We start from the raw sequence: 21,239 nt of genomic DNA, 5'->3' as shown, positions 1-21,239 counted from the left end.
CGCGGTGCGCCGTCAGCCGCGCGGACACGTTCTCGCCGAGCGGAGCGTGTGAGCTCGCGAGTGCGGCGGGCGGCGCGGTCTGGCGGCCGGCGGGCGACGCGGTCGCGCGAGCGTTAGGCGGCGCGGCGACGCGTCGACGACCCGCGTCAGGCCCAGGTCACCTCGGCCGACGCGAGCACGACCTCGCCGGGGCCGAGGGCCACCACACGGGAGGCGTCGGCGGTGCCGCACAGGCGGATCGCGGTGTCGACGAAGGCCGGCGCGGTCATGCGCACGCGCAGCGCCGTGATGCGCCGATCGGGGGCATGACGGCGCGCGGCGTCGACGAGCAGGATGCGCAGCAGCGGACCGTGCACGAGCAGGTCATCGAGCCCCTCCTCGTCGCGCGCCCAGCGGCGGTCGTAGTGCACGAGGTGGGTGTTGAACGTCAGCGCCGAGAAGCGGAAGAGCTGGCGGGCGTCGAGGGTGACCTCGTCGATCCACGCGGCCTCGGCGGCGGCCGCGGGGTCGGTCCGGGGCGGGCGGGCGGGGCCCGAGGCCGCTCCGAGGAAGACGTCGTGCCAGGTGCTGCGCACCACGACCTCGCCTCCCACGGCGATCGCGCGCTCGATGTCGGCGAAGACCAGTCGGCCGCTCTCTCCCGTCTTCTCGACGAGCGAGCCCGCGGTGGCCGTCTGCGTCGCGACGTCTCCCACACGCAGGACGCCGGGGAACACCGTGTCTTCGCCCGCGTACATCCGCCGGGGCAGATCGATCTCGGGCAGGATGCCATCGCGCGCGGGCGTGCCATCGGGGCGCAGGTCGTCGAGCGCGACGGCGAAGGGGAAGAAGACGCCCTCCCACCCGGGCGGGAGCGGCGCGCCCTCGGCACGCACCGGGTCGGCGAGGGCGAACGTGCCGCGGAAGGCCTCGACCGGCACGGCATCCAGGACCTGCGTGCGGGTGGTGCTCACGACAGCGCGCCCGAGGCGCGCAGCGCCGCGATCCGGTCGGCGTCGTACCCGGCGAGACCGGTCAGCACGGCATCGGAGTGCTCGGCGAAGCGGTTCGCGACGCGCGCCGGCGTGGCGGGGGTGGCGCTGAGCTTGATGGGCTGCCCGAACATGCGCAGCACCCCCAGGTCGCCGTAATCGGCCTCGACGATCATGTCGCGCTCGGCGATGCCGGGGTCGTCGACCACCTCGCCGATGGTCTTGATCGCGGTGAGGGGGATGACGTCGCCGGCGAGCGCTTCGAGCTCGGCCTTGGTGCGGTCCCGGAGCCACCCCGCCACCACCGGCTTCACCCGGCGCGCGTACACCTCGGCGTCGAACCTCTTGCGCATCGTGTCGATCTCGGGATCGTCGGCCACCTCGGGCGACCCGAACAGCTCGCAGCTCGCGCGCCACAGCTTGTCGGTGTAGGCGCCGAAGAACACCTGACCGTCGGCGCAGTCGAACAGCTCGTACGGCCGCACCCACGCGTGCTCGTTCCCCGCGGGCTCGGCCTCGACCCCGCGCACGGTGTAGTCCACGACGGCGGTCTCGGTGAGCGCCAGGATGCTGTCGACCTGGGCGACGTCGACGAGCTGGCCCTCGCCCGTGCGCTCCGCGTGCCGGAGGGCGGCGAGCGTGCCGATGACGGCGAACAACGTCGCCGAGAGATCGCCGATCGTCACCCCCACGCGCACGGGCGGCTGCCCGGGGTAGCCGTTCATCGACCACATGCCGCCGGCCGCCTGCGCGGTGTTGTCGAAGGCGGGGCGGCGGCTGCGCGACCCGGTCTGGCCGTAGCCCGAGACGGCGACGTAGACGAGGCGCGGGTTGGCCGCGCGCAGCACGTCGTAGCCGACTCCGAGCTTGTCCATCGTGCCGGGCCGGAAGTTCTCGACCAGGATGTCGGCCCGTCGCACGAGGTCGAGGAGCGTCTCGGTGCCGCCCGGAGCGGCGAGGTCGAGGCCGACGCCGAGCTTGCCGCGGTTGTACTGCGCGTAATAGGCGCTGAACTCCTCGACGCCGTGCGTGAGGTACGGCGGGAAGCCGCGGGACACGTCGGGATCGCGGGGGTTCTCGATCTTGATGACCGTCGCGCCGAGGTCGGCGAGCGTCTGCGCGGCGTAGGGTCCGGCGAGCACGCGCGACAGGTCGAGCACGACCACGCCCGCGAGCGAGCCGGATCCGGGGGCCAGGGGAATGCTCATGCGGGGGTCTCCTCCAGGGGGACGGGGGCGGTGCGGGTGAGCGCGGCCGCGACGCGGGAGACGTGCGGGCGCCCGCGGACGCCCGCGAGCCACGCGCTCGTGCGGGCGAGGGCGACCAGGTCGAGACCGGTGCGGATGCCGAGGCCCTCGAGCATCCACACCAGGTCTTCGGTGGCGAGGTTGCCGGTGGCGCCGGGGGCGTAGGGGCAGCGGCCGAGGCCGCCGACCGACGAGTCGAACTCGGTCACCCCGTTCTCCACCCCCGCGAGGACGTTCGCGAGGGCCTGACCGTAGGTGTCGTGCAGGTGCAGGGCGAGGGCGGAGCGCGGGATGCCGGTACCCGCCACCGCCTCGATGACCGCCTCGACGTGTCCCGCCGTGGCGACCCCGATCGTGTCGCCCAGGGCGAGGGTGCGGCATCCGGAATCGTGCAACGCGGAGGCCGCGTCGACCACGGCGGCGAGGTCGACGTCGCCCTCCCACGGGTCGCCGAACGCCATGGAGACGTAGCCGCGCACCGGGACCCCCTCGGCCCGGGCGGCCGCGACGACGTCGGTCGCCCGGGACACCGCCCCGGCGCGGTCGGTGTTGAGGTTGGCGCGGGCGAAGGATTCGGTGGCGCTCACGACGACGGCGACCTCGCGGATCCCGGCGGCGAGGGCGTCGTCGAGGCCGCGGCGATTGGGTACGAGGGCCACCGCGCGGCTCGCGGCGGGGACGGCGACGGAGGCGACAAGGGGGCGCGCGTCGGCGAGCTGCGGGATCCACGCGGGCGGGACGAAGCTGGTCAGCTCCAGCGCCGTGACGCCCGCGGCGTACAGGCGTCGGCAGAGCTCCGCCTTGACCGCCGTGGGAACGACATCGGTCTCGGCCTGCAGACCGTCGCGGGGACCCACCTCGTAGACGGTGACCTCGGCCGGCATTCCCGCGCGGGCGACGACACGGGGGAACGGGCGGGGCACGAGGCCCGTCACGATGAGGCTTCGCGCAGCTCGGCGAGCACCTCGCGTGCGTCCTCGACGCGGATGCGACCCTCGGCGACGATGCGGGCGGCGACGGCCGCGATCTCGTCGACGGCCGCCCCCGCGCTCGCGGCGATCGTGCGGGCGTGCAGCGTCATGTGACCGCGCTGGATGCCCTCGGCGGCGAGCGCGCGGCACGCGGCGAGGTTCTGGGCGAGCCCCACCGCCGCGATGGCGGCGGCGAGCTCGCGCGCCGAGCCGACACCCAGCAACTGCACGGCGGCACGGGCGGCGGGGTGCGCGCGCGTCGCTCCCCCGACGAGCCCCACCGCGAGCGGCACCTCGAGGGTGCCCACCAGGTCACCGTCGGCGTTCTGCTCGAAGCTCGAGAGGGCGCGGTACGCGCCACTGCGAGCGGCGTGCGAATGGCATCCGGCCTCCACCGCCCGGGTGTCGTTGCCGGTGGCGAGCACGACCGCCGAGATGCCGTTCATGATGCCCTTGTTGTGCGTGGCGGCGCGGTACGCGTCGGCCTCGGCGAACGCGCTCGCCGCCACGATGTCGGCCACGACGCGCGGCCCGCCGAGCAGGTCGGCCGGGAAGACCGCGCGAGCGCGCGTGAGACGCAGCTCGGCCTTGTTGGTGAGGATGCGCAGCAGCGTGCGGGCTCCGGCGATCTCGGCGATCCGGGGGGCGAGGGCCTCGGCCATCGTGTTCACGGCGTTGGCGCCCATGGCGTCGCGCACGTCGACGTGCAGGTGCAGGATGACCTGCACCCCGGCGCGGGTGGCGAGGGTGCGCACCGACACGTCGACCGCTCCCCCGCCGAGCGAGACGAGCATGGGGTCCTGCGCGTCGGCCAGGGCGAGCAGCTCGTCGCGCGCCTCGAGCAGGCGCAGGCACGTCCCCTCGGGATCGACGGCGTCGAGCACCTGCACCTGGGCGATCATCACGTCGCCGGTGGACGAGGTGAAGAAACCGCCCGTCTCGCGGGCGATGCGCGCGGCGTTCGAGGCAGCCGCGACCACGGAGGGCTCTTCGGTGGCCATCGGCACGAGCCGGTCGACGCCGTCGACGCGGAAGTTCGTGGCGACTCCGACCGGGATGCCGATGAGCCCCACCACGTTCTCGACGAGGTGGTCGGCCTGCGACAACGACAGGCCGTCGCGGGGATCGAGGGCCGCGAGGTCGTCGGCCGACAGACCGGCGGCCTCGGCGACGCGCGCGCGTCGATCGAGCGGCTCGTGGTCGCGGAGGCCCGGGAGGCGGCTGTTCGTGGTCACGGGGGCTCCTTCGCGGGCGGGATGCCGCCGCGTCGACCGCGGCGTCCCTTCGACGCTAAATCGAGACCCGGTGGCGGCATATGGACCGCCGACACACCGGATGACTCCCCCACTGCGTCGATCACCCATCGCCGCGCGACCCCAGCCGCTCGCGCAGTTCGTCGAGGCGGACCGCCGTCGACAGGCGGAAGAAGCGCTCGTCGTCGCGCCACCCCTCGCCCAGCAGCGCGTCGAGCTTCTCGAGGCGCTGGAGGATCGTGTTCGTGTGGAAGGTGAGGGCCCGCGCCGTGCGCGTGGGGCTGGCGCCGTGGCGCACGAAGGCCCGCAGGGTCGCGAGCAGATCGCTGCCGCGGGACGCGTCGTGCCGCCGGACGGCGCCGAGCATCGTGTCGAGGAAGGCGTCGAGCACCCGCCGGTCGGCACCGATGGTCGCCGCGTACGGCAGCAGGTCGACGGCGGGGACCCGCGCGTCGTCGATACCCAGGGCCTGGGCGAGGGAGAGGGCGGAACGCACGTCGGCGGCCGCCCGCACGAGGGCTCCCGACTCGACGCGCACGGTCACGGCCAGCACCTCGGTGTCGACGAGGGAGCGCACCGCCTCGTACGAGGCGGGGTCGAGGGGATCGCCGTGGGCGGCCAGCACCAGGCCGTCGAGCTCACCGACGAGGGCGGCGGGCCCCAGCCGGCGGGCCACCACGCGGGCGATCTCGGGACGACGCTCCGCCGGCACGGCGAACGCCGTCACCGCCCCCACGGCCGTCTCGTCGATCCCCGCGCGCCGCGCGGCCGCCGCGACGTCGGCGCGACGCTGCGGCGAGGCCGTGACCAGATCGAGCAGCAGGTCGGAGCGCTGCCGGTGCCCGGCCTCGGCGACGGCCTCCTCCGACAGGGCGAGCAGCGCCGCCACCTGCCCCGCCCGCTCGACGGTGCGCAGGTCGACCTCGTCGAGCGATCGTGCCGGAGGGCCCACGACGATCGCCCCGAACACCCGACCGCCGGCGACGACGGCGCTGACGATCCCGGCATCCGGGAGCCGGATGGGTCTTCCCTCGGCGCGGCTGTCGTCGAGCGCGCGCTGCACCGCCGCCGTCGGGGTCGCCGCGTCGTCGGCCCCCGCGCGCACGCCCCCCGCGGCGTCGACGATCGTCACGGCCGCCTGCAACGCCGTCGACAGCGTGGCGGCCACGGGCGCCAGTCCGCCGCCGGCCAGCACCGCGTCGACGAGCTCGCGATGCACGCGGTTGGCGCGGTCGCGCGCGGCGACGTGCGCGGTCAGCTCGGCCACCGCCGCCTCGGCGCGCAGCGCCTGCGTGCGGGCATCGGCGAGCGCCGCCGCCGTCTGCAGCACCACCGACGCGTGGGCGGCGAGGGCGGCCAGCAGCGCGATGTCGTCGGGGGTGTAGGCGCGCTCGTGCCGTTCGGCGACGAAGAGCACCCCCAGCACGGCGGAGTCCGAGAGCAGGGGAACGCCCAGCAGCGACACGATCCCCTCGGCCTCGACCGCGGCGTCGATGCCCGAGGCGTGCCGCTCGGGGGCGACGGCGTCGTACCGCCGCACCGCCCGGGGCAGCCGGGTCTCGGCGATCGCGCTCACCAGGCCGCGCCCCGGAGGGACCTCGAGGTCGCGCAGTGCGCCCGTCACCGCCCCGCGGGTCGCGCGCACGCGCAGCGCCCCATCGACGCCGTCGAACTCCGACAGGTAGGCGACGTCGGCGGCGAGCAGCTCCTGCGCCCGCTCGACGAGACGCTCGAGAACGGCGTCGGCGTCGCGCATCGCGGCCAGCTCGCGCGCGCTGGCGTAGAGGGCCGCGAGCTCGCCGGCCCGGCGACGCAGTCCCTCGACCTCGCTGCCGACGGCGTCCGCGGACCGGTCGGGGTGGATCACGGGATCGCTCAGTCCGTCGTCATCCGCACGCCGAGCACCGGCACCGCGTCGAGCAGGTCGAGGGTGTACCTCTCGGTGGGCGCGGCCAGCAGCTGCTCGGTGGGGCCCGACTCGACGATGCGCCCGTGACGCATGACGGCGATCTCGTCGCTGACGTAGCGGACGACGGCCAGGTTGTGCGAGATGAAGAGCATCGACAGGCCGAAGCGCTCCTGCAGCTCGCGCAGCAGGTTGAGCACCGAGCCCTGCACCGACACGTCGAGGGCACTGGTCACCTCGTCGGCGATGAGCACGCTCGGCTCGCCCGCGAGAGCGCGGGCGATCGTGACGCGCTGCCGCTGGCCGCCCGAGAACGCGGCGGGCAGGTCGCCGGCGCGGTCGGGATCGAGGTGCACGAGCCCGAGCAGCTCCCGCACCCGCGCGACGCGGGCATCGCGCGAGAAGGACCTCCCGCTCGCGCGGAAGGCCTCGGCGATCGAATCGCCGATGCTCATGCGCGGATCCAGCGCCGAGAACGGGTCCTGGAACACGAGCTGCAGACGGCGACGCGCCTCGCGTGCGTCCATTCCCCGACCGGATGCCACGACCCCGCCGACGCGCACCTCTCCGGCGGCGGGCGGCACGAGGCCCACCGCGGCCGCGGCGATCGTGCTCTTGCCCGACCCCGATTCGCCCACGAGGCCCAGCGTCCGTCCCGCGGGGACGACGAGCGAGACGTCGTCGACGACAGTAACCCGGCCGTATCGGACGGACAGGCGGTCGATCTCGAGGGCGTTCACACCCCCACCTCCTCGGCGAGGGCAGCGGCGGCCAGTTCCGGCGGGATGACCGGAAGGGGGCGCGTGCGGTCGGACGTCATGTCGGGCAGGCACGCGATCAGCGCGCGCGAGTACGGGTGGGTGGCATCGTCGCGGATGCGCTGGGCGTCGAGCTCCTCGACGATCAGGCCGTCCTTCATGACGAGGACGCGATCGCAGAACGCCGAGACGAGCGCGATGTCGTGCGAGATGAAGACGATCGCCGCGCCCGTGTCGCGCTGTGCCCGGCGGAGCACGCCCATCACCTGTCGCTGGACGGTGACGTCGAGGGCGGTGGTGGGCTCATCGGCGATGATGAGCTTCGGTCGGCCGGTGAGGGCCTGACCGATCATCGCGCGCTGGCGCATCCCGCCGCTGAACTGGTGCGGGTACTGCGACAGGCGCCGCTTCGCGTCGGCGATCCCGACGGCCTCGAGCGCGGCGGCCGCGTGCGCGCGGGCATCGGCGCGCGACATCTTCAGGTGCACCTCGGGAACCTCGGTGAGCTGGCGGCCGATCGTCAGCGCGGGGTTCAACGAGGTGAGCGGGTCCTGGAACACCATGCCGAGCTCCACACCGAGCGTGGAACGATCGGCCGCGGTGAGCGGGCGCGTCATGTCGATGCCGTCGAAGGTGTGGGCGCTCGTCGTGATGCGCGCATCGGTGCCGAGCAGACCCGCGAGGGCCATGGCCGTGAGCGACTTGCCCGAGCCCGACTCGCCCACGATGCCCACGACCTCGCCCGGGAGGATGCGCAGCCCGACGCCGCGCACGCGCTCGACCTCGCCGCCGTCGGGGGTGGCGAACGCGATGCGCAGGTCGGCGATCTCGGCGACGGGTTCACCCGCCGTCGCCGCCGGTCGTGCGGGGGCGGCGCCGACCCCGGAGCGACGCAGCGGGGCCACCGCGCCGAGGGCACGTCGGGCCACGGCCGCTCGGCCCCCGCCGCGCGCGTCGCCGAGCGCCTCGCTGACGAAGGTGAACACCAGGCCCGCGAGCACCACGGCGATGCCGGGGCCGATGGCGGCGAGCGGGTTGACGTAGATGCGGGTGATGCCGTCCTGCAGCAGTCGCCCCCAGTCGTACTCGGGCGCCTGCACACCGAGACCCAGGAACGACAGCCCCGCGAACGACAGCAGCGTCACGCTGGCCGTGGCCGCGGCGTTGACGAACAGCGGGTTGGCGATGTTGGGCAGGATGTGGCGCACCAGAATGCCGAACGGCCCGACGCCGACGACGCGGGCGGCCCGCACGTAGTCGCGGCCCGAAACCGACGACGCCAGGTTGTAGACCAGACGCGCCATGAAGGGGATGCCCGAGATACCGATCGCGAGCATCGCCGTCACGGCGCTCGCGCCCCAGATGACGGTGAAGAACAGCACCATCAGCAGCCAGGGAAAGGCGAGGAGCACGTCGAGCAGGCCGGTGGCCAGTCGACGCGCGTGCCGCGGCAGGATCACGGCGATGAGGCCGTAGGCGATGCCGCCGACCGTGGAGACCACCGTGGCACCCAGGGTCAACAGCAGCGAGATGCGGGCGGCGACGAGCACGCGCGCGAAGATGTCGCGGCCGAGGTCGTCGGTGCCGAACGGGTGCGCGAGGCTCGGCGGCAGCAACCGCGCGGGGACGTTCGAGGTCTCGGCCGCGGCGAGGAAGAGCGTGGGTCCCGCGGTCGCGAGGAACAGGAACAGCAGCACGCCGACAAGAGCGGCGATGCCGGCCGGAGACAGCAGTCGTGAGCGCCAGGTCATGGGTCAGCCCTCCGTGATCGAGGACCGCGGGTCGACGGTCACCAGGATGAGATCGACGACGAGGTTCACGCCGAGGATGATGAGCGCGTAGACCACGACGAGCCCCTGCACGATCGGGTAGTCCTTCGCCCCGACCGCCGGGACCATGACCCCGCCCATCCCGGGGATCGCGAACACCGTCTCGATCAGCACGGTGCCGGCGATCATGCCGCTCAGCAGGAGCCCGCTCACCGTGAGCGAGGCGGTGATGATGTTCGGCAGCGCGTGGCGCAGGTAGACGAGCCGCCCCGGAAGACGCTTCGCCCGCGCGGTGGTCATGTAGGTCGCCCCCAGCACACCCGACATCTCGACCTGCACGATGCGGGCGAGGTAGGCGAGGGGCCCGAGGGCAAGCGCGAGCACCGGCAGCACGGCATCCTCGGGCTTCCCCCATCCGGCCGCGGGGAGCCATTTGAGCTGCACGGCGAAGAGGGCGATGAGCCCGACGGCGAGCAGGAAGCCGGGCACCGCGATGAGCATGCCCAACACGCCCGAGATGAGCGCGTCGGCGACCTTGCGACCCGGACGCTGCAGGGCGACGGCGGCGCCGATGCCGATCGGGACCGCGGCGACCAGGGCGAGCAGGAAGCTCAGCACCCCCAGGGTGACGGTCGCCGGGAAACGTTGACCGATGGTCTCGGAGACCGACCGGCCGGTGCGGATCGACTCCCCGAAGTCGCCGCGCAGCAGGTGCGCGACGTAGTCGAAGAACTGCTGCGGCAGCGGCTTGTCGAGACCGAGCTCGGCACGGGTGGCCGCGACCAGTTCGGGCGAGGCCTGGATGCCGAGGGCCGCCCGCACGGGATCGCCCGGCACGAGGTGGATGAGGAAGAACGACGCGACGACGACGACGACGAGCGAGACGAGCAGTCGCCCCAGTCGTCGCACGAGGAACGCCGCGCGAGGAGAGAGCCGCGGACCGCGGCCGCGCCCCTCCGCCCGCACCGCCAGGGCGGCGGTGGGGGCGCCGGCCAGGTCGGCGACGACGGGCGGAGGGGTGGCGGTCATGGGATCAGCCCTGCATCCGGATCGAGGTGGGGTTGAGGAAGTTCGGCTGCTCGAACGTCGCGCCGCTCATGTAATTCGGCAGGATGTTGTCGATCACCGGGAAGGTGTCGAAGCGCTCGATGAGCTCCTTCTCGGCCTGCTGCCACAGTCCGCACGCGGCGTCGGGGGTGGCGGTCTTGGCCTGGGTGGCCAGGGCGTTGTACTCGGGGTTGTCGACGAACATGAAGTTCAAGCCGCCCTGGTCGGGAGTCGCTCCGCCGAAGAAGAGGTCGAGCACGACGGGGCTTCCCGGCCCGATCTGCACCCACCCGGTGTCCCAGTCGAAGCTCGTGTAGAGCTGGTCGGACCAGGCCGCGGCGTCGTTGGCCGACAGCTCGGTGACCACGCCGAGCGAGTCCCACGTCTCTTTGACGAGTTCGGCGGCCGGAGCGTGCGAGGCGGTGGGGGCGTCGTAGATGAACTTCACGTTCAGCGGCTGTCCGTTCTTCTGACGGATGCCGTCGCTGCCGAGGGTCCAGCCGGCTTCGTCGAGCAGTTCGCCGGCGCGATCGAGGTCGGTGGCCGGCAGGCTCCAGCTGGGCGGGTCCTGCACGCACAGCAGCGGCGTCTTCATGACGAGCCCGCTGGAGGGCAGACCCGTGGCGCCGGCGATGACCGGGCCGACCTCGTCGCGATTGATCGCGGTCGAGAGGGCCTCGCGCACGAGCGGGTCGGAGAAGGGCCGGCCCTCGCGCTCGTTGAACAGGATCTGACCGACCGGGTTGCGCACGCCCGCGTAGGTGATGCCCGCTCCCTCGAGGCGGTCCTGGTCGGGGCCGGTGACCACGCCGGAGTTCAGCTCGCCCGAGAGCAGCAGGTTGGTCACGGTGCTCTGGTCGGACACGATGCGCGCCTCGATGGTCTCGGGCAGCCCCTCGGTCTCGTTCGTGACGCCGTACGGGCCCCACGTGTAGCCGTCGCGCTGGGTGAAGACGTACGCGTCGCCGGCGCGCGCCTCGCTCAGCTGGAACATGCCCGTGCCGTTCGTGGTGTCCGACAGCGAGGCGACGTCGGCCAGACCGGCGTCGCACACCATCATGATCGTGCCGAGGTTGACGGCCAGGAACGGGTCGTTGACCGTGCTGGTCACGGTGACGACGTTGCCCTCGGCCGTGGCCGACACGGCCTCGGTGATGACGGTGCCGTACGAGAAGGTCGCGTTGGCGGGATCGGCGTTGTAGTTGAGGTTGTCGGCGACGGTCTGCGCGGTGAATTCCGAGCCGTCGGCGCAGGTGATGCCGTCCTTCAGCGTGAACGTGGCCGAGGTGCCCTCGTCGGTCCAGCTCTCGGCGAGCCAGGGTTCGTACTCGCCGTCGGGGGTGACGTAGATGAGCGACTCGTAGGCGATGGTGACGACGTCGAAGGTGTCGGGCGAGACGGCCTTCATCGGGTCGAGGTCGCCCGGGTCGTCGCTGATCGCCTTGACGAACGTGCCGCCCGAGACGACCGAGCCCCCTCCCCCGGTGCTGTCGGAGGGCGCCGCGCACGACGCCAGTGTCAATGCGAGAAGGACGACCCCGGCCGCGGCCGGGGCGAGAGTGCTGCGTTTCATTGCCATGCTCCTTGATTCGGGGGAAGCGACGGTGGTGCAGGGGTGGTGCAGGTGTCAGCGCGCGGGGATGGGTGCGGCGAGATGGCTCAGGGGGCCGGCGGCTTTGACCGAGACCTTGAGGGTGGGGCGGGTCGTGTACGACAGCGACGTCTCGAGGACGTCGACGATCTCGACCGCGAGGGGATCGGCCCCCGCCTGGATGGCCTTCGCGATCGCCGCTTCCGAGGCGGCCGCGATCGCGGCATCCCGGTCTTCGGCGTCGGAGATCTGGTCGGCGCGGCCCCCGGCGAGCGAGATGGCCGCTCCGACGGCGTTGGCGACGTCGGCCCGGTCGGGGCGGAGCACGTCACCGGCCCCCGGCAGATCGTCGGGAACGAGTTGGGCGCCGCCGCCGACGACGATCAGCGGCAGGTCGACGCGGCCGAGCGACAGCCGTTCGACGGCCTCCTCGATGCGTTCGTGCGCGTGGGCGAGGGCGCGGGCCAGCATGTCGCGGTGACCCGCCGACAGCGGGGGGAGCGAACGACCCCGGATGCCGTGCCCCGCGGCCGCGGCGGCATCGGTGAGCGTCGGGGTGGAGCCGCCGAACAGCAGTCCCTCTTCGGCGATGCGGTACCCCACCGATCCCGGGCCGACGGCGCCGGTGCGGGGGTCGATGATCGTGCCCCCGCCGATGCCGAGGCTGAGGATGTCGGGCATGCGGAAGTTGGTGCGCACGCCGCCGATGTCGCGGGGCAGGGTCGATTCGCGGGGGAATCCGTCGACGAGCACGCCGAGGTCGCTCGTGGTGCCGCCGACGTCGACGACGATGGCGTTCTGGGCGCCCGAGAGGAAGGCGGCTCCGCGGAGGGAGTTCGCCGGCCCCGACCCGATGGTCAGCACCGGGTAGCGCACGGCGTAGTCGAGCGACATCAGGGTGCCGTCGTTCTGCGCGAAGAAGGTCGAGACGTCGAGACCCTCCTCGGCGACGACGTCGACGAGGGCGCGGGTCACCTCGCTCGCGACGCCGCGCAGGGCCGCGTTGAGCACCGTGGCGTTCTCGCGCTCGAGCAATCCGTCAGGACCGATGTCCTGGCTGAGGAACACCGGCACGTTCTCGCCGATGTGGTCGTGCACGAGCTGCTCGACGTCGCGCTCCTGCTCGGGAGAGGAGGGCGCGAAGATCCCGCACACCGCCACGCTGTCGAACCGCCCGTCGAGGCCGTCGAGGAACCGCCGGATACCGTCGCGATCGAGCGGCGAGATGGGCGTGCCGTCGACCATGTGCCCGCCGCCGAGCATGGCCGCCCCCGCCAGCACCTGGGTGCTGAGGTCGGTCGGCCAGCCCGTCAGCGGCGGCCACTCGGTGGCCGCGGGAGCCCCGAGCCGCACGAGCGCGACGCGGTCCAGGCCCCGACGGGCCACGATCGCGTTGGTCGCGTGGGTGGTGCCGAGCATGACGCGCGACACACGGTCGCGGTCCTCGGCGAGCTGCGCGAGCACGGCGGCGATACCGGCACGGATGCCGCCGATGACGTCGGCCGTGGTCGGCTGCTTCGTCCAGGCGATCACCGACCCCGTGGCATCCACGACGACCGCGTCGGTGTTGGTGCCGCCGACGTCGACGCCGATGGACAGGTCGCGAACGGCGATCATCGCGCGTCCTTCCGCTCGAAGGGGACGTAGGGCAGGTCGTAGCCGAAGGCGCGGGGGCCGGCGATCTCGAGGCCGCGCTCGGTGCGCCACAGGGGGTCGCACGCCCAGGCCAGCACCGACACGCGCTGGCCGTAACGCAGCATCTCGGTCGAGATGGCGTGACCGGTCTCGAGGTCGACGACGGTGATGAGGTCGGGCACGGTCGCCAGCACCTCGCCGTCTTCGAGCACCACGAGGTTCTCGTTGCGCAGCTCGACGCGCTGCAGGCGCCCGCGGTCGTCGCCGATCCCGGCGATCGTGATGGAGCCGCGCACGAACCCGCCCTCGGTGCGGCGCGAGACGTCGACGATCTTGCCCGAGATGAGCACGTCGGCATCGAGCTCGTCGGCGATGGCGGCCACCGGCTCGGCGGCCGAGAGCAGCGCGCGTCCGACGCGGATGGCCGTGCTGATCGTGCCCGGGATGACCGCTCCGCGGGCCGTCTCGGCGGTGAGCAGGTAGTGGGCGCCGAGGCAGATTCCCCCGGCGGCCACCGTGACGGCGCGGGCGTGCCGCTCGAGCCAGCCGAGGTCGACCGTGCGCAGGGTCACGACGTTGCCGACGACGTCGCTGAGCACCGCGAACTCGCACGGGACGCCGGCGACGTTGGTGGAGATCATGGTCGCCTCCGGGAACGCGCGGCCCATGCCGTCGGCATCCAGCAGGGCGACGCCCAGGCGAGCGGCCCATCCGGCGGGCGAGACGCCGTTGCTGCCCCCGATCTCGGCGGGCATGATCGCGGTGATCGTGCGCCCGGCGACGCGTTCGGCCTCGCGCAGCAGGGTCTCGACCTGCTGCACCGACGAGAGCATCTCGATGCCGACGGTCGGTGCGCCGATGCCGCTCATCATGATGACGGCGTCGTCGGGTCCGAGGTCGTCGAGGCTCAGCAGCCGCACCGGCCCGTGCTCGCGGATCGCGCGCTCGGTCGTCAGTTGCGAGGTGTAGACGGCGCCGCCGCCGCCCGTGCCGAAGATCGCCGCACCCGCGGCGAGCGCGGCGATGTCGTCGGCCGTGACGTGCTCGGGGGCGCGGGCCGCGGTCGGCGTGACGGGAGACGGAAGTGCCATGACACGACACTAAGCACCGTCCCCGCGGGCGACAATGTGGTGAGCCGACAGGGAATCGGCGTACATTGTGCTGGTGGCACAGCTCACCACTTCCGACCTTCTCGCTCAGACCGAACGCCTGGGCATCGCGCACGCCGCCGGCCCCGAGGGGGGAGCGACGATCGAACGCGTCGACGTGTCGACCCTCGCCGATCTGCCCGGCCTGACCGCGGGCACCTTGGCCGTCGTGGCCGGCGACGACCCGCCCGCGCCGTACCTCGTCGACGTGGCCCTGCGCCAGGCCAGCGCGCGCGGGCTGGCGGGCCTCGTCATGCCCGCGGGCTTCACGGCGACCGAGACCGCGACCGTGCTGGCGCTGCGCGGCGGCGTTCCCGTGCTCGTGTCGCTCGCGGCGCCCGCTCCCGACCTCGCCGTGGCGATCGACCGGGTGATCAGCGGGGGTGCGGCCGAGTCGATGACCCGCGCGGCCTTCGCGGTCGAGAAGGCGACGCAGGCCGCGGCTGCGGGCGAGGGAGACGCGGTGGCGGCGATCCTCGACGCCGCGGGCACCGCCCTGGGCGTGCGGGTGAGCCTGCGCGAAGACCTGGCGACCTCGTGGACCGACGCCGACGCCGTCTTCGCGGGCGAAGTGCCCATCGGCCGGCTGGTCGCCGAGACGTCGGATCCCGCCGCCACCGTCGCCCTGCCGGTCGTGGCCTCGCTCGTGTCGCGGGCCATGCAGCGGCACCTGCAGGACCGCTTCGCCCCGAACCAGTCGCGCGCCGACCTCATCGTCGAGTTGATCCTTGCCGAGGCCGGCCGCGTCGACGGGTTCGTCGCTCCGGCCGCACGCCTCGGTCTGCCCCTGCAGCTCTCGCACGCCGTGGCGTGGATGCGTCCGCAGCACCGCACCGACCCGGGGCTGCGCGCCCCGCGCTTCGTCGAGGCCGCGCTCGAGCTGTTCACCCTGCAGCTCATCGAGGACCGCCCCGAGCTGTGGCACATCGCCTTCCTGCAGGACGACGTCCTCGTCGTCAGCAGCGAGGACCACGGTGCGGGCGACCACCAGCGGCGCCTACGCGACGTCGTGTCGCGCGTGCAGGCCCAGGCACGCCGTCTCATCGGCGACGACTGGACGTACACGGTCGGTCTCGGCACCCCGCAGACCGGAGCCGCGGGTCTGCGTCAGTCGGCCGCCGAGGCGCGCGTCGCCGCCGACTCCGCCATCGCCGGCGGTCGACTGGATGCCATCGAGCTCACCGACGTGACCGGGCTCCGACGTCTGCTGCTCGACTTCTACGCCTCGCCGGTGAGCCGTAACCTGCTCGACGACATCCTCCACCCGCTCGACGTGCTGGGCCCCGAGAAGGCGACGACGGCCGTGCGCACGCTGCTGTCGTACCTCGGCCACCGTCATTCGCTCGCGCAGGCCGGGCGCGAGCTGAACCTGCACCCCAATGCGGTCGGCTATCGCATCCGACGCGCGCGCGAGCTGCTCGGGGTCGACCTCGACGACCCCGACACCCGCTTCGCGGTCGAGCTGGCGTGCCGCGTGCGCCTGCTGGGCTCGGGGCGCTGAGGAGGGCGTCGGGGCCTGATCGCGGCGCCGGCGTGGGGCGGTGGCCCTCCATCACCCCGGCGCCCGCTGTGCCGACGGCACACTTCGACCCGGTGATCCTGTGCCCGGGCGACGATGAGGTTCGGGGGACCCCGGGGTAGCGTCGGTGACATGCTCTCCACCGATTTCCGCGCGCTCGGGCTCGAGGACATCCGCGGCACGCTGGGCGAGCCGGAGGGCCCCTCGCTGCAGAAGATCACCGACCACCTCGATGAGAACTGCCTGCGCTTCCTGGCCCACTCGCCGTTCGCCACCCTCGCCACCGCCGATCGCGACGGAACGTGCGACTGCTCGCCGCGCGGCGACTACCCCGGTTTCGTGCGGGCGATCGACGACCGCACCGTCGTGCTTCCCGACCGCCTCGGCAACAAGATCGCCGACTCGATGCGCAACATCGTCGACAACGGCCACGCCGCCCTGCTGTGCTTCGTGCCGGGAATGAGCGAGACGCTGCGCATCAACGGCACCGCGTTCGTCACCGACGACCCCACCCTGCTGCGCTCCCTCGAGCAGGACCACACCGTGCCCGACCTCGCGATCGTGCTGCGCATCGAGCAGGTGTACCTGCACTGCGGGCGCGCTCTGCTGCGCGGCGGGATCTGGGACGCCGACATGCAGGACCTGGCCACGCAGGTGCCGACCTCGGGCCAGATCTGGGCGAGCACGTCGGGATGGGATGCCGCGGTCGGCGACGTCATCGACGAGGCGATGTCCGGCGCCTACCGGGCGTTGTACTGAGGTGCGCAGCCGCGAGGGACTGATGCCCCTGGTGGTCCGCCAGATCATCCGCCAGACGCCCGACATCGTGAGCATCCGCCTGCAGAACGTCGATGGATCCCCCCTCCCCGCCTGGAATCCCGGCGCCCATATCGACCTGCAGCTGATCACGCGCCACGAGCGGCAGTACTCGCTGTGCGGCGACCCCGCCGACACCGCGTCGTACCGCATCGCCGTGCGCCGCGAGGAACTGTCGCGCGGCGGCTCGCACTACATCCACGCGTTCCTGCGCGAGGGCAGCACCGTCTGGGTCCGCCCGCCCCGCAATCTGTTCGAGCTCGGCGAGACCCCCGCGTACCTGCTGCTGGCCGCCGGGATCGGTGTCACGCCGATCCTGTCGATGGCCCGTCACCTCGCCGCCCTCGACGCCGACTGGAGGATGATCGTCGTCGCCCGGGAGCGCGACGGCGTCGCCTTCGCCGACGAGATCGCCGCCCTCGGCGATCGCGCCACCGTCCACGTCAGCCGCGAGCGGGGGCGTCTCGACCTCGACGCGGTCGTCGGCGGGATCGCCCCCGGCACCGACGTCTACGCGTGCGGGCCGGCATCGTTCGTCGACGCGCTCTGGGCGCTGACCCCGATGCTGCCCGAGGGGTCCGGCATCCATCTCGAGCGTTTCGAGCCCCGGAAGCGGGAGTTCGGGCCGAACGAGGCCTTCACCGCCACCGCCGCCCGGTCCGGTGTGACCGTCGAGGTGCCCGCGACCCGGTCGCTGCTCGAGTCGCTCCAGGGCGCCGGGGTGCCGATGAACGGCTCCTGCCTGCGCGGGGTCTGCGGCTCGTGCGCCGTGCCCGTGCTGGATGGGGCGGTGGACCACCGCGATTCGCTGACGGTCGACGACGAGTCCCGCATCATCTACCCGTGCGTCTCGCGCGCTCGTGCGGGAGAGACGCTCGTCCTGAACGCCTGAACGCTCCGCGCGGGCGGGAACGCGTCGACCGGGCGCGGGGATCGCGCTCGCGCACGCGCCGGATCGTCGAGCGTCCGCACGCGACGGCCCCGGCGCGACGGCTGGCCCGCCGGGGCGGCCGGCCGCCCCCGACAGCCCGGTCACATCGCCCGGTGCGTGAACCGCCCGCCGAGAAGGGTCGCCGCCACGGTCATCTCGCGCAGGTCGTCGCGGTCGCACGCGAAGGGGTCGCGTTCGAGCACCACGAGGTCGGCCGGCTGCCCGACGGCGAGGGTGCTGCGGCTGCTCGCCGCCAGCGCGACGTCGAGCGGAAGGCGTTGTTCCGGATGCCAGGCCTCGCGGTCGCCGCGGCTGCGCGAGGTCGCCGACGCGATCGCGTGCCACGGGTCGAGCGGGGCGACGGGGGCGTCGGAGCCGAGGCGCAGGGCCGCGCCCGACCGATGCAGAGAGCCGAACGCGAAGGCCCGGTCGGTGCGTCCCGACCAGTGCAGGTCGGCGATGTCGCGGTCGTCCATCGCGTGCTCGGGCTGGACGCTGGCGATGAGGCCCGCCCGGCGGAATCGGGCGAAATCGCCGTCGCTCACGAGTTGCGCGTGCTCGATGATGCCGGGCATGCCGAGGGTCTCGAACACACCGATCACCTCGGCGTTCGCGCGGTCGCCGATGGCATGCACGGCGGGGAGGATGCCGCCCTGCTTCGCGCGTCGGAGCAGTCGGTGCAGCTCGTCGACCGAGACGCTCTGCACGCCGCACGCGTGGGCGTGCAGGGGGTCGGCACCGGGGTACGGGTCCCAGCACCACGCCGTGCGCGTGTTGAGGGAGCCGTCGACGACGACCTTCAGCCGGCCCATGGTGACGAGTCCGTCGGCGTCGAGCGGGTCGCCCGTCCGCAGGCCCGCGGCGATGGCCTGCTCGAGTCGGTCGGGCCACACCGAGGCGTCGACCCGCAGCGCACGCACGCCCGCGGCGACCCGCTCGGGCCACTCGAGGAAGTTCGGGACGTTCTCGTAGTCGACGATGCCGACCACACCGCGCCGGGCAGCGGCGTCGGCGACCTCGCCATATGCCTCGACCGGAATGGATGCCGCCTGCTGGAACCGCTGCAGGGCGGCGATCCATTCGAACTCGGCGGCGACGCCGCTGGCGTCGGGGCGGAGGCCGAGGCGTTCGGCCCCGCGGGAGTTCATCCACCCGGCGTGCAGGTCGCCGCTGACGAGCACCACCGGAACGTCGGGGAACGCGTCGTCGAGGAGTCGGAGTGTGGTCGGAGTGGTCCACAACCCGTCGCGGTAGCCGTAGCCGACGAGCACCCCGTCGGTGCGCGGCGCCCCGGCGACGAGCGCCCGACGCACGGCATCCACGACCTCATCGGGGCTGTGCGTGCCGGCGACGTCGACGCGGCGGCTCGAGATGACCCACTGCGAGAAGTGCACGTGGGCGTCCCAGAGGCCGGGACCGATCGCGCGGCCGTCGAGCTCGACGACCTCGCCCTCGGCCGGCGCGGAACCGGCCGGGACGATCGAGGCGATGAGGCCGTCGCGCACGACGACGTCGACGGGCTCGCCGCCGTACGGCCGGCCCGAGCGCAGGGTGAGCGCGCTCACAGAGCGGGCACCGGGGCGCCGACGAGGCCGAAGAGGTCCTTCGGATCGTCGGGGGCGGCCACGAGGTCGATCTCGAGCGCCAGTTCGGTGCCCGCGACGCTGTCGCGCAGGAACCGCAGCGCCGAGAAGTCCTCGATTGCGAAGCCGACCGAGTCGAAGACGGTCACCTGGTCGTCGGAGGTGCGCCCCGGCGCGCGGTCGGTGAGCACCTCCCAGAACTCCGTCACCGGGAAGTCGGCGGCGACCCGCTGGATCTCGCCCTCGATCCGGGTCTGCGGGGCGTACTCCACGAACACCGGTCCGCGCGACAGGATCGCGGGGTCGAGCTCGGTCTTACCGGGGCAGTCGCCGCCGATGGCGTTGATGTGCATTCCCGCTGTCACGTCGGCATCGCTGAGCACCGTCGCCGCCGCCTTGTCGGCGGTGCAGGTCGTGACGATGTCGGCGCCGCGAGCGGCCTCGGCCGCCGAGTCGCACACCTCGATGTCGAAGCCGAGCGGGGTGAGGTTGCGCACGAGCTTGGCGGTTGCCGCGGGGTCGACGTCGAACACGCGCAGACGATCCACGCCCAGCACACCGCGGAACGCGAGGGCCTGGAACTCCGCCTGACTCCCCGCGCCGATCATCGCCATGGTGCGCGGGTCGGGGCGGGCCAGTCGGCGCGCCACCATGGCCGAGGTCGCGGCGGTGCGCAACGCCGTGAGCAGCGTCATCTCCGACAGGAACACCGGGTAGCCGTTGTGCACGTCGGCGAGCACGCCGAACGCGGTGACGGTCTGGTACCCGCGGCCGGGGTTGAAGGGATGCCCGTTCACGTACTTGAAGGCGTACGTGTCGGGATCGCTGATGGGCATGAGCTCGATCACCCCGAACGGGGTGTGGCTGGCCATGCGCTCGACCTTGTCGAACGACGACCAGCGACGGTAGTCGGCCTCGAGGTACGCGACCATGTCGGTCATGAGCCGTTCGGCTCCGTTCGTCGCGACCCAGCGCACCATGGCATCCACGCCTACGAATCCGGTCATCGTTCTTCTCGTTCCTCTCGTTGGCGGATGGCATCCATCCGACCGGCCAGGGCCGGGTTCTCATAGGGGCCGGGAGCGCGCAGCGCCGCGACGATGCGGTCGACGACCGCGGCGGGCTTGTCCTGGCTGAGCTTCTGCTTCGCCTCGAACCGTGCGACGGGTAGGCGGAACCCGACCGTCCCGTGCACGATCCGCTCGGCGTACGCGGTGTTCTCGAGGCTCCGGTGCATCAGGAAGCGGTTCGGCAAGGGCGCCTCGAAGTGCGTGACGAGCCAGTCGAGCACCGCGAGGTTCTCGTCGTCGCTCAGCAGCTCGGGCGTGCCGTACAGGTGCGCGACGACGAAGTTCCAGGTCGGCACGGCCGGCGACACGTCGTACCAGCCGGGCGAGACGTACCCGCTCGGTCCCGACACCACCACCATCACCTCGTGCGCGCCGAGCTCGTGCAGCGCCTCATCGGGGCGCCCCACGTGGCTCACGATCGAGAACCCGTCGCCCGCGTCGTCGACGAGCACCGGATAGTGGGATGCCACGAGCCCCCGCCCGGGCACATGACTCACCAGCGTGGCCCAGGGGTTCTCGCGCACCAGCTCGCGCACCGCGTCGAGGTCGGTCAGGGCGTAGTCGGGGGCGTGTCTCACGGCGTCTCCTCCGGGGCGGTGGTCGGCGGGGCGGTGGTCGGCGGGGCGGCGGGCGGCGCGGTCGTCGACCGGGCGGTCGTCGGCGGGCCGAAGATCAGCACGAGCTCGGCCGGGGCGTCCGAGGCATTGCGCACGCCGTGCACCATGCCCGCCGGGGCGTACGCGCCATCTCCCGCCCTGAGCACCCGGTCGACCCCGTCGGCGGTGAAGACGATCTCGCCCGCGGTGACCACGTACATCTCGTCGCTGCTGTCGGCCGAGCAGCTGTCGGCGGCGCCGGTGAGGTGGCGGTGCGCGCCCTCCGAGGCACCGGGGGCCAGGTGGTAGAGCATCACCTGGGCGCCGAGGGCCGTGGCATCCGGGAAGTACCACTCGATGCCCACGCGCCCCTCCCCCTCGTAGAGGGTCCAATCGTGGTGGCCGTCTCCGCGGCGCTGAATCTGCAC

At 73.0% G+C, this 21,239-nt stretch carries 18 protein-coding genes; 3 read left to right on the top strand and 15 right to left on the bottom strand.

Features of this window, described 5'->3' with window-relative positions:
• Window positions 1–146 precede the first annotated feature (146 nt).
• The 11 genes from IFR11_RS06085 to IFR11_RS06035 are packed head-to-tail and all read right to left on the bottom strand — an operon-like array spanning window position 147 to window position 14,239.
• The gene (locus IFR11_RS06085) at window positions 147–953 is read right to left on the bottom strand and encodes a hypothetical protein (protein ID WP_191915566.1); all 807 of its coding nucleotides are present in this window, start codon (window positions 951–953) and stop codon (window positions 147–149) included.
• A complete protein-coding gene (locus IFR11_RS06080; protein WP_191915565.1) occupies window positions 950–2,179 on the bottom strand; it encodes a CaiB/BaiF CoA transferase family protein in 1,230 nt (409 codons plus the stop codon). The genes IFR11_RS06085 and IFR11_RS06080 overlap by 4 nt, the downstream gene beginning before the upstream one ends.
• Window positions 2,176–3,153 carry a hydroxymethylglutaryl-CoA lyase gene (locus tag IFR11_RS06075; protein ID WP_342030251.1) on the bottom strand — a complete coding sequence of 326 codons (978 nt, stop codon included), beginning with the start codon at window positions 3,151–3,153 and terminating at the stop codon, window positions 2,176–2,178. Before IFR11_RS06075 ends, IFR11_RS06080 begins: the two co-directional genes overlap by 4 nt.
• Window positions 3,150–4,553 carry a hydroxymethylglutaryl-CoA reductase, degradative gene (locus IFR11_RS06070; RefSeq protein WP_191915564.1) on the bottom strand — a complete coding sequence of 468 codons (1,404 nt, stop codon included), beginning with the start codon at window positions 4,551–4,553 and terminating at the stop codon, window positions 3,150–3,152. The genes IFR11_RS06075 and IFR11_RS06070 overlap by 4 nt, the downstream gene beginning before the upstream one ends.
• Window positions 4,546–6,309, bottom strand: coding sequence for a helix-turn-helix domain-containing protein (locus tag IFR11_RS06065; protein ID WP_055940611.1), 1,764 nt, complete (start codon window positions 6,307–6,309; stop codon window positions 4,546–4,548). The genes IFR11_RS06070 and IFR11_RS06065 overlap by 8 nt, the downstream gene beginning before the upstream one ends.
• 8 nt (window positions 6,310–6,317) lie before the next feature.
• The gene (locus IFR11_RS06060) at window positions 6,318–7,088 is read right to left on the bottom strand and encodes an ATP-binding cassette domain-containing protein (RefSeq protein WP_191915563.1); all 771 of its coding nucleotides are present in this window, start codon (window positions 7,086–7,088) and stop codon (window positions 6,318–6,320) included.
• The gene (locus tag IFR11_RS06055) at window positions 7,085–8,857 is read right to left on the bottom strand and encodes a dipeptide/oligopeptide/nickel ABC transporter permease/ATP-binding protein (RefSeq protein ID WP_191915562.1); all 1,773 of its coding nucleotides are present in this window, start codon (window positions 8,855–8,857) and stop codon (window positions 7,085–7,087) included. Before IFR11_RS06055 ends, IFR11_RS06060 begins: the two co-directional genes overlap by 4 nt.
• 3 nt (window positions 8,858–8,860) lie before the next feature.
• Entirely contained in the window at window positions 8,861–9,904 is a 1,044-nt protein-coding gene (locus IFR11_RS06050; protein WP_191915561.1) for an ABC transporter permease, read from the bottom strand.
• 4 nt (window positions 9,905–9,908) lie between these two features.
• On the bottom strand, window positions 9,909–11,495 hold the full coding sequence (locus tag IFR11_RS06045) for an ABC transporter substrate-binding protein (RefSeq protein ID WP_191915560.1): 1,587 nt from the start codon (window positions 11,493–11,495) through the stop codon (window positions 9,909–9,911).
• A 54-nt stretch (window positions 11,496–11,549) separates the two neighbouring features.
• Window positions 11,550–13,130 carry a hydantoinase/oxoprolinase family protein gene (locus IFR11_RS06040; RefSeq protein ID WP_055832998.1) on the bottom strand — a complete coding sequence of 527 codons (1,581 nt, stop codon included), beginning with the start codon at window positions 13,128–13,130 and terminating at the stop codon, window positions 11,550–11,552.
• Window positions 13,127–14,239: a DUF917 domain-containing protein gene (locus IFR11_RS06035; RefSeq protein WP_055832995.1), complete on the bottom strand. Its 1,113-nt coding sequence runs from the start codon at window positions 14,237–14,239 to the stop codon at window positions 13,127–13,129. Before IFR11_RS06035 ends, IFR11_RS06040 begins: the two co-directional genes overlap by 4 nt.
• Before the next feature lie 73 nt (window positions 14,240–14,312).
• On the opposite strand from IFR11_RS06035, the gene IFR11_RS16735 reads away from it, so the two are divergent.
• The 3 genes from IFR11_RS16735 (at window position 14,313) to IFR11_RS06020 (ending at window position 17,523) form a co-directional block, all read left to right on the top strand.
• The gene (locus tag IFR11_RS16735; protein WP_191915559.1) at window positions 14,313–15,797 is read left to right on the top strand and encodes a helix-turn-helix domain-containing protein; all 1,485 of its coding nucleotides are present in this window, start codon (window positions 14,313–14,315) and stop codon (window positions 15,795–15,797) included.
• A 150-nt stretch (window positions 15,798–15,947) separates the two neighbouring features.
• Entirely contained in the window at window positions 15,948–16,574 is a 627-nt protein-coding gene (locus IFR11_RS06025) for an MSMEG_1061 family FMN-dependent PPOX-type flavoprotein (protein ID WP_156458899.1), read from the top strand.
• A gap of 22 nt (window positions 16,575–16,596) precedes the next feature.
• A complete protein-coding gene (locus IFR11_RS06020) occupies window positions 16,597–17,523 on the top strand; it encodes a PDR/VanB family oxidoreductase (protein ID WP_191915558.1) in 927 nt (308 codons plus the stop codon).
• A 140-nt stretch (window positions 17,524–17,663) separates the two neighbouring features.
• Here the strand turns inward: IFR11_RS06020 and IFR11_RS06015 are convergent, their stop codons facing one another.
• From IFR11_RS06015 to IFR11_RS06000, 4 genes are read right to left on the bottom strand one after another with little or no spacing between them, the layout of a single operon-like run.
• Window positions 17,664–19,127 (bottom strand): amidohydrolase family protein, encoded by a 1,464-nt coding sequence (locus IFR11_RS06015; protein ID WP_191915557.1) that lies wholly within the window; start codon window positions 19,125–19,127, stop codon window positions 17,664–17,666.
• Window positions 19,124–20,152: an ornithine cyclodeaminase gene (locus tag IFR11_RS06010; protein WP_070409230.1), complete on the bottom strand. Its 1,029-nt coding sequence runs from the start codon at window positions 20,150–20,152 to the stop codon at window positions 19,124–19,126. Before IFR11_RS06010 ends, IFR11_RS06015 begins: the two co-directional genes overlap by 4 nt.
• Entirely contained in the window at window positions 20,149–20,793 is a 645-nt protein-coding gene (locus IFR11_RS06005) for an FMN-binding negative transcriptional regulator (RefSeq protein ID WP_191915556.1), read from the bottom strand. Before IFR11_RS06005 ends, IFR11_RS06010 begins: the two co-directional genes overlap by 4 nt.
• Entirely contained in the window at window positions 20,790–21,239 is a 450-nt protein-coding gene (locus IFR11_RS06000; RefSeq protein ID WP_191915555.1) for a cupin domain-containing protein, read from the bottom strand. Before IFR11_RS06000 ends, IFR11_RS06005 begins: the two co-directional genes overlap by 4 nt.

The organism is Microbacterium sp. CFBP 8801, from assembly GCF_014839455.1.
Classification (GTDB): domain Bacteria; phylum Actinomycetota; class Actinomycetes; order Actinomycetales; family Microbacteriaceae; genus Microbacterium.
Note: the sequence above shows the minus strand (reverse complement) of the source record. Positions and strands in the feature narration are given on the sequence as shown.

What these genes read in the sequence shown, in the direction of transcription:
- IFR11_RS06080 (WP_191915565.1), bottom strand. Translation starts at nt 2,179, where the DNA reads ATGAGCATTCCCCTGGCCCCCGGATCCGGCTCGCTCGCGGGCGTGGTC.
- IFR11_RS06070 (WP_191915564.1), bottom strand. Translation starts at nt 4,553, where the DNA reads ATGGGTGATCGACGCAGTGGGGGAGTCATCCGGTGTGTCGGCGGTCCA.
- IFR11_RS06055 (WP_191915562.1), bottom strand. Translation starts at nt 8,857, where the DNA reads ATGACCTGGCGCTCACGACTGCTGTCTCCGGCCGGCATCGCCGCTCTT.
- IFR11_RS06050 (WP_191915561.1), bottom strand. Translation starts at nt 9,904, where the DNA reads ATGACCGCCACCCCTCCGCCCGTCGTCGCCGACCTGGCCGGCGCCCCC.
- IFR11_RS06045 (WP_191915560.1), bottom strand. Translation starts at nt 11,495, where the DNA reads ATGAAACGCAGCACTCTCGCCCCGGCCGCGGCCGGGGTCGTCCTTCTC.
- IFR11_RS06040 (WP_055832998.1), bottom strand. Translation starts at nt 13,130, where the DNA reads ATGATCGCCGTTCGCGACCTGTCCATCGGCGTCGACGTCGGCGGCACC.
- IFR11_RS06035 (WP_055832995.1), bottom strand. Translation starts at nt 14,239, where the DNA reads ATGGCACTTCCGTCTCCCGTCACGCCGACCGCGGCCCGCGCCCCCGAG.
- IFR11_RS06025 (WP_156458899.1), top strand. Translation starts at nt 15,948, where the DNA reads ATGCTCTCCACCGATTTCCGCGCGCTCGGGCTCGAGGACATCCGCGGC.
- IFR11_RS06020 (WP_191915558.1), top strand. Translation starts at nt 16,597, where the DNA reads ATGCCCCTGGTGGTCCGCCAGATCATCCGCCAGACGCCCGACATCGTG.
- IFR11_RS06010 (WP_070409230.1), bottom strand. Translation starts at nt 20,152, where the DNA reads ATGACCGGATTCGTAGGCGTGGATGCCATGGTGCGCTGGGTCGCGACG.